Origin of the sequence: Bartonella sp. CR84HXZ (assembly GCF_042194535.1) — a bacterium.
GTDB lineage: Bacteria > Pseudomonadota > Alphaproteobacteria > Rhizobiales > Rhizobiaceae > Bartonella > Bartonella grahamii.
Window position 1 is genome coordinate 1 of the sequence record NZ_JBHIMY010000120.1, and the last position, 692, is coordinate 692.

A 692-nucleotide genomic window follows, 5' to 3' on the forward strand; every position below is an offset into this window, starting at 1 on the left:
TTGTTTCAGAATCTTCACAATCTTTAGCCGATCAAATGATTTTGCGTCCAGTTCATAAAGAACAGCCTTCTCCACAATTGAGTGAGACGCTTTCAGTTTCTCACTTTTTAACCACTCCCTCTACAGATGCGGTATTATCTATGTCTGTGGCTCCAGCGATGGTTTTTTACAATGAAATGCAAACCGTGCGTGCGGGAAGAGGAATTCTAGATAAAAGTAACAAGAATGCAGCTTTATGGACCTATGCGATCAAGTCTAAAGAGAGTATTGCTACAGAGCATATAGATTTTAAGTTGGATCAGACAGGTATTGTTTTAGGGATCAATAGTTTAAGCGAGTGGGAAAATGGAGAATTTTATATAGGTGGTTTTGGCAGTTATGACCGCGTACGCATTGCGCATGCACGGGGTGGTATGAGCGGTATCAATACTTATGGCATTGGCGCTTATGTCACTTATTTGGATCATAGTGGATGGTATTTGGATGGTATTTTAAAATATAATCATTATCAGAATACTCTAAAGGCAGTTTCAACGAATGGTTTAGGGATTGAAGGAAGTTATAGGCAATGGGCGGTGGGCACCTCCTTTGAAGCAGGTTATCGACTTAAGACGTCAAAGAGCAGTTGGTTGCAGCCTTATGGACAATTTACATGGTTGCAAGTTGAGGGTAAAGAAATCAAGTTATCGAAT

General features: G+C 40.2%; 1 protein-coding gene. It reads left to right on the plus strand.

The window, feature by feature from the left end; translation table 11 throughout:
* Positions 1-692, plus strand: a 692-nt coding sequence (locus tag ACFIKD_RS09710) for an autotransporter outer membrane beta-barrel domain-containing protein (protein ID WP_375647945.1), incomplete at both ends; no start/stop codon positions are given.